General features: G+C 47.0%; 6 protein-coding genes. All 6 read right to left on the bottom strand.

Annotation, left to right across the window (positions count from 1 at the left end; all coding sequences use genetic code 11):
* Positions 1 to 167: 167 nt before the first annotated feature.
* The gene (locus tag GON22_RS24090; protein ID WP_160398636.1) at positions 168 to 2,636 is read right to left on the bottom strand and encodes a bifunctional aminotransferase class I/II-fold pyridoxal phosphate-dependent enzyme/GNAT family N-acetyltransferase; all 2,469 of its coding nucleotides are present in this window, start codon (positions 2,634 to 2,636) and stop codon (positions 168 to 170) included.
* A 325-nt stretch (positions 2,637 to 2,961) separates the two neighbouring features.
* Entirely contained in the window at positions 2,962 to 3,678 is a 717-nt protein-coding gene (locus GON22_RS24085; RefSeq protein ID WP_160398635.1) for an SDR family oxidoreductase, read from the bottom strand.
* Between the two features lie 61 nt (positions 3,679 to 3,739).
* Positions 3,740 to 4,321 carry a TetR/AcrR family transcriptional regulator gene (locus GON22_RS24080; protein ID WP_160398634.1) on the bottom strand — a complete coding sequence of 194 codons (582 nt, stop codon included), beginning with the start codon at positions 4,319 to 4,321 and terminating at the stop codon, positions 3,740 to 3,742.
* An 82-nt stretch (positions 4,322 to 4,403) separates the two neighbouring features.
* On the bottom strand, positions 4,404 to 4,787 hold the full coding sequence (locus GON22_RS26295) for a VOC family protein (RefSeq protein WP_237179327.1): 384 nt from the start codon (positions 4,785 to 4,787) through the stop codon (positions 4,404 to 4,406).
* A 21-nt stretch (positions 4,788 to 4,808) separates the two neighbouring features.
* Complete coding sequence (locus GON22_RS24070; RefSeq protein ID WP_160398633.1) at positions 4,809 to 5,258, bottom strand: hypothetical protein; 450 nt, start codon at positions 5,256 to 5,258, stop codon at positions 4,809 to 4,811.
* 309 nt (positions 5,259 to 5,567) lie between these two features.
* Positions 5,568 to 6,626 (bottom strand): hypothetical protein, encoded by a 1,059-nt coding sequence (locus GON22_RS24065; protein WP_160398632.1) that lies wholly within the window; start codon positions 6,624 to 6,626, stop codon positions 5,568 to 5,570.
* Positions 6,627 to 6,630: the final 4 nt, after the last annotated feature.

The following is a 6,630-nucleotide window of genomic DNA, read 5'->3' as shown; positions in this document are numbered from 1 at the left end:
GGGAGAACAGTTTTTATTACGGAGTCAGCGCCCCTAAAAGCCGCACGTTCTCCCGGCTATCGCCATCATAGACCGCCTATAAAAATAGGCCAACCAGAAATGTCTGGCTGACCTGATAATACGAAAAAGCAGCCCGCAGGCTGCTACTAAATAAATGAACTGGGAGCCTATCTCGTAACCGCCAACGCATTGCCAAGATTCGCTTTAATGTTCTCCAGCACTTGGAAAGCGTAATGATCCGTTGTTTGGTAATAAACGCATGTAGCATGCGTCTCCGCTCCGAATCGTTGTTTCTCTTTGTTAGCATCAATGCCCAAGTGGACGACCGGCAGTTTTAATTGAATCGCTCGCTTAATGGATTGATAGAAGGTTTGGCGATAGAGGTGATGGCTCTCCGTGTACTGCGAATTGATGCCGACCATCGACATCACATAATGGTCTTTCCCTTTATAACAGCTCATGAATCCTACAGGCCGGCCATCTGGATCACCGCCATGCTCAGGAGCAATTCGGAATACGAGCAACTCCCATCCCGGATGCTTAAGCATCTCAAGCCACAGATTCATCGGGAGCGCAAACAGATTAATATCATGCTTTCTGCGCTGCACATTAAGATAGAGGTTATGAAGGTCTTCGATCAGTTCCATAGATGGCGCCGGGCTGTCGCATGTAAGTATGTCCACCTCAAACATATGCTCTAGCGACAGCACTTCCTTGCGGATCAAGGCTCGTGCGCTTCTTGATAACTGGCTTACATAATCGTGCTCATCCTCGCATTGCAAGGTTAGGACGTTGCTTTCGGGCATTAGCCTGTTGAGATAGCCATGCTGGTTCATCCATCCCGCAAGTTCCTCGTCATCGATTGAGAAATCGCGAAGCATGATGGTGCTGGCCTGGCATCTCGCTTGCTCCGCTTGCAATTCTTCAATGAACATGGACAACGCTTCCTGCCAATTGCCTTGGCGGTTCAGATACAGATGGTTGCCTTCTGTCAGGAGCGAGCCCATCACCAGGTAGTTAGAGGTCAGATAATAGGGGTTATCGATTCTAAGCTGTTCGACTGCCTTCGAAACTTCGCCGGTTTCCAAAATATCGTCCTTCAACAAAACCGCCGTACAGTACGTTGCAAGGATAGGGACACCGGCGGCATCCCGTACGATGTAATAATGGAACGCCCAGTTATTCTCCAGCAATGGCTGATTTTCAAATGTCCGCTCCAAGCAATGAAGGAAATCCCATTCGAAGCCGCGCCCCCCAAGCAGCCGATTCCATTCTTCTGGCTCGATTGCTTGGATGCTCGCATAATGTTCAATCGTCAATGATCCAGAATTTGAACCATTTTCCCTGTCAGCAAGCAAGCTCTCCGGATTTGTTTCCGGGCTTGGCATTTTGAACGTTTTGTACAGCTTGTCCATCGAGCTGCCGCCCTCGCGCACCATGACGGGGAGAACATCCGCAATTGCCTGAACCAGCGCCAAAATATCTTCCTTGGTGTGATGATTCGTCACCGTAATTCGAATGCCGCAGCGGCGCATTGGAACAGCAGGATAGGCCGCTATATTCGTATAGAAGCCTAGCTCTTGCAATCGGCTAACTACAGCGTAAGCCAGCTTAGGCAGCCCGACTCCGATGAACCGGATCGGGTTTTCCGTCGCATTCACTAACGGCAGCTGATACGCCTCCGCCATTTGATTAAAATAGCGAATGTTTTCCATCAATTGATTTTGCAAGGCAGGAAGTTCATCTGAGAGGTGCAGCTTCGCAGATGCAACGGCTGCGCCGAGCGTAGGCGGATTGATCGGAATCGAGAAAATCATCGGGCCGCCGCATGAACGGACTTTGTGATAGAGGTCGAAATTGGGGAATACGATTGCGCCTCCTCCGGCCGAAAATGATTTGCTTAATGAAACGACGACAATCATGCGCTCATGCTGTTCGATTTGGTTCAACACGAAGCCTCTTCCATGCTTGCCGCTCCAGCTCATGCCGTGGGCATCATCAATATAAAGATGGAACTTCTCGTAGCGGTTCAGCAATGATTCCAACGTTGTTATTGAAGCCGCATTGCCATACATGCTATAGATGCCATCACACAAATACCAGATTCTGCGATGTTGGTCCTGTAGCGCAACAATCCGCTCTTCCAGCTGCTCCATATCATCATTGCGAATGTACTCAATGTGAACCTTCTTTGTTCGCAATTGGCTAAGAGTCGTCTGAACACTGTTATGCACCTGAAAATCAACAAGGACTGCATCATTCGGTTCAATAATAACCGGCAGTGCGGCGAGATGGCCTAACGTCGTGTTTTGCGTAACTAATACATGCTTGCCGCCAAACATTTGCCCTAGCAGATCTTCAAGCTCCGTATACAATCGATTGGACACATAAGCCCGGGAAACGGAATATTGGACGCCATGCTGGTTCACCGCATCGATTACGCCTTGCTTCAATCGCTCATCCGCTTCGATCCCTAAATAGCTGCACAGCCCAAAATTAATTAATTGCTGGTCATGAATGCGAATCGTTCTCCCAGAATGGCTCTCATCCTCTGCAACTTGATGCACGATCCCGTAGGAAATTCCGTCCTTCACCATTTGGTATAAATGGTCGATCGGATCTACTGTTCTTGACATAACTAGTCCCCCTTAAAATGGCTTTTCTTCTTGTTCGTACTTTAGCTTCTGTTGAACAACGTTGGTTTTTCGACTCCCTTTTCGCCCTTAAAATTGCGCAAACGTTTGCATGATGGCAATATTATAATAACAAACCGCCCGTAAAATGTAAATGAATAGAAGAAAAGCAACCGTTATCCGGTTGCTTTTTCTAGGCAGGCTGCGTGTCCTGAAACTCTGGTGGTTCATCCTAATAGACGCGGAGAGTGACGCCGAGGGGATACTCTTTCCTGTAACGGAGTGAGTTATTTGTCGTGGGGAAAACGCCATCGCCGGCATTGTCTCATTACCAAGGCAGCGCCTCTTGTTTATGGTAGGACCCGCCGGTTGGCCCATCACTTGGAAGTGTAGCTAACCATACCGCCGTTTCGGCTCCTTCTTCGATCTCCATCACGGCATTCGGGCCGCCCATGTCTGTTTTCACCCAACCCGGGTGGCAAGCATTCACCTTAACATTAGTGCCACGAAGTTGAATGGATAGCTGCGCGGTCCATGCATTCAGCGCTGCCTTGGATGTCGTATAGGCCGGAGCAGAAGCGTTGCCCATGCTCTCATCGGACAGGATAATCCCAATGGAACCGAGAATGCTCGACTGATTTACGATTCTCCCTGCTGGGCTAGCTTGGATCAGGGGGAGGAGCGCCATCGTCAATGCGAAAGCACCGAAAAAATTCGTCTCGAACGAACGCCTCATCACATCAACGTTATTTCCCTCATGATCTAGGAAGATGCCTGCATTATTGACGAGAATGTCCAGCTTCCCATATTCGGACTCGATCTTCGTTGCAGCAGCTTGGATATGCTCGCTGTTCGTCACATCAAGCTCGATCGGAATCGCTGTAATGCCCTCTTCCTGCAATTGTGCCGCCGCACGCTCTGCATTCGCTATCGTTCTCGCTCCGAGGAGCACCGTTACCCCCTGCTTCCCTAGCTGCCTGCCAATTTCCAAGCCAATTCCTTTATAAGCACCTGTGATCAATGCAATTGTCGTAATCGTGTTCATATTTATTACCTCCTATTTTTAGTTAAATACCGATCAGTACAAAACTTTCAAAAAAAAGAGCTCATATGAGCAAAGTAAGCATTTCGGCCACTGCATTCTCGACATATGCTTGCTCGGGAGCCGACTTCATCGTGACCGCGAGCCCGACGGCTGTAACCGTCAATGCCCTTGCAACCGTGACAGCGTTCAAGCTGCTTGCAAGCTCGCCTTTGCGGATGCCATCCTCAATTGTCTGCTGAAGCAGCTCGGTAATGCGCAGCTGATAGCTTTTGGTCAAATGGGCGAAGCTCTGGTCATGTGGCGCTAGCTCGACCATCGTGTTCATGCATAAGCAGCCAAAGTTAGGCCCTCCGCCATCCCCGCCTTTTATGATCCCTTGCAAATAAATTTGCACGGCTTCTCTCGCCGTAGATGCACTCTTTAACAGGTTCTGGGTGTACGTTAAGCTGATTTGCGTGTATTTGTGAAGAACGGCTTCGAACAGTTCCTTCTTCCCCCCGAATGCCGCATACAGGCTCGGCCGTTGAATGCCCATGCTTGCCGTAAGGTCGCTAATCGAGGTTGCCTCGTAGCCTTTCTCCCAAAACACTTGCATTGCTGCAGACAATGCTTGTTGTTCATCAAATTCCCGCGGTCTCACCATGCTGCATCCAACTTTCTGTACTCATCGGTATGTAACCATATTATGGTCATATTGATGAGCCGTCAACCTTTTTTTTCTAGCGTTAGCTAATGCACGTGCAGGCCATGAGAATATTGCCATCCGGATCTTTGAAAGTAAACTCGGCCAAATCCGGATAAACCTGAATCGCTGTCACAATTTCCGCGCCTAAGCCAACTACATGACGATAGGCTTCATGAATATCTGCTGCACTTAAGTTCAATAGCGGCTGGTTCGACGGAATGAATCGATAATCATCCTCAAAACAATGATTGTCCAGCGTAAGCCCCGGCCGTCCGGCGCCCATATCGAATGTGAAGATCGGGCCTGGATATTCTTTATTTTCAAAAGAGAGGCCTAGCAATCTGCTATACCATTCAATTGATTTCGAAAGGTTCGTTACATGTATAAAGATCGTATCTACCCGATTCAGAATAGGGCTTTGCAAGCGAATCTCCTCCTTTGATTTTTATAAAAAATAGGTGCCTTTGACCACATCGCAATACTGGCCAAAATCAAAATAAATAGGGCCTAGATCTGCTAAACGGCTGGAATGTTCGGTAATCCCGCCGTAGTCTCCTTCCCACTTGAAGTTTTTCCAAACAATCTTATTATCCTCAACCTGCATGTCGACGGATATTGCACCACACCCCAAATCGCCACAATCAGGGCACACATAGATCGAGTTTCTATTTCCCTGCATATCACTCGGTTCTTCAAGCACTAATCTGTAAATTTCAGCGGTTCTATATTGCGCAGTACCCCAACCCAAACAAGCGATTACATCAAAATCCCTGCTTTTAAACAGATCAAATAAGGAACGGCCATCGATCTTAATATCTGCAAAATTTTTGCTCGAACTGTCCGTTACTCTCGTTCTTATGTCGACTTCAATAGTAGATAGCGCTCCTGTACTCAAAAATTCGATCACCCCTAATAAGTGCTGCCCCACACTTCTACTTTGGCGCCCTCTCTATTCTAACGGACTTCAGAGCCGTTATTCCCCCCCAAAAGTGCCATTCAAAACTGTAACGGACACCACAGCCGTTATTTAGCCATTTCGCGGCCTCACGAGGGAGATATCGACCAAATAGCGGCTGCTCGGTCCGTTAGAGTACAAATGTCGCTAATTCTGCTCAAATAAGGGCTCCTCGGTCCGTTACAATTTCCAACAAACGAAAGGAGGCACCCCGAAGCCTACGCTGTAGGATACCCTCCTCCATTAATTTCAGCTAGTAGCTGCGATAGCTAATGGCTGTTTTTCTTCAATTCGCTTGATCAGCTCTGATAACGCTTTTACTTCTAACTCTCTAATTTCATCGACCAGAGCATATAATTTTTCCAAGTCCAATCGATTAAGCAATTTCATTTTAATCGCAATATTACGCAAGGCGGCAGCTTTCGACTCTAACTGCTCGAATTCCTCTACCAGCCGGGATGGCGCATCAATTAGCTGCTTCTCCTTCAAATATCGTACACGGGCATGCATCAGCTTCTTATGTTCCCATAACGTCGTAAGTGCAATTAGGGGATCAAAGTGCTCGTAATTCGCATGCATGTAGGCAATGTAACCTTTAATCATTTCATAGATCGATATGCCAAAATCATAATAATCGGTATTAAGATTCTGCTTCACAACTTCAGAACGGCATGTTGATTCTTTATAATCGATCAATTCCTGTAACAACAAATCCATGTCAACCTCGGTTACGCGAACCCTGAATTCGAATGATGCATCCGGGCATTGGATGAAGTACATCGTGTTATTCCAGAACGCGTACTCGCTGTGTTGAACCGCCAATTCCATGTCTGCGAAGCTAACCTCAATCGTCGTAAATTGTTTGTTTTTGTTGTAACAGAGAATATAATAAATCCCCTTCTCTTCATCCACGCCATACACTAGCAGATCTTGCGTAACCGATACTTCTTGATAAAATGGTGACATCGGAATGTGGAATTTATTAGCAAACATATAAACGTACTTCTTGTCTGCTATCGCATTCCGCACAACATTTAGAATGGAACAATTTAACTTATTGAAAGTAGGGGCTTTCATCACTTCCAAATCAATCATCGCCGAATAATAGATCGGGCTATCGCTCTTGCAAAACCGTAGCTCATTGTTGAGATCGCTGATCGTCTCCGCTTTATTGCACTGCAAATTAATGAAATTGCTAAATAGCCAAGGCTCATGATTGTCCATCGTTGTAATGATTGCAAGCATAAATGCATAATGCATCCGGCAATTCAGGATTGGCGTTTGATTGATCGGCAAAATGGTTGCCATAGAG

The sequence above is a fragment of the Paenibacillus sp. MMS18-CY102 genome (genome assembly GCF_009789195.1).
In the GTDB taxonomy this organism is placed as follows: domain Bacteria; phylum Bacillota; class Bacilli; order Paenibacillales; family Paenibacillaceae; genus Paenibacillus_T.
Note: the sequence above shows the minus strand (reverse complement) of the source record. Positions and strands in the feature narration are given on the sequence as shown.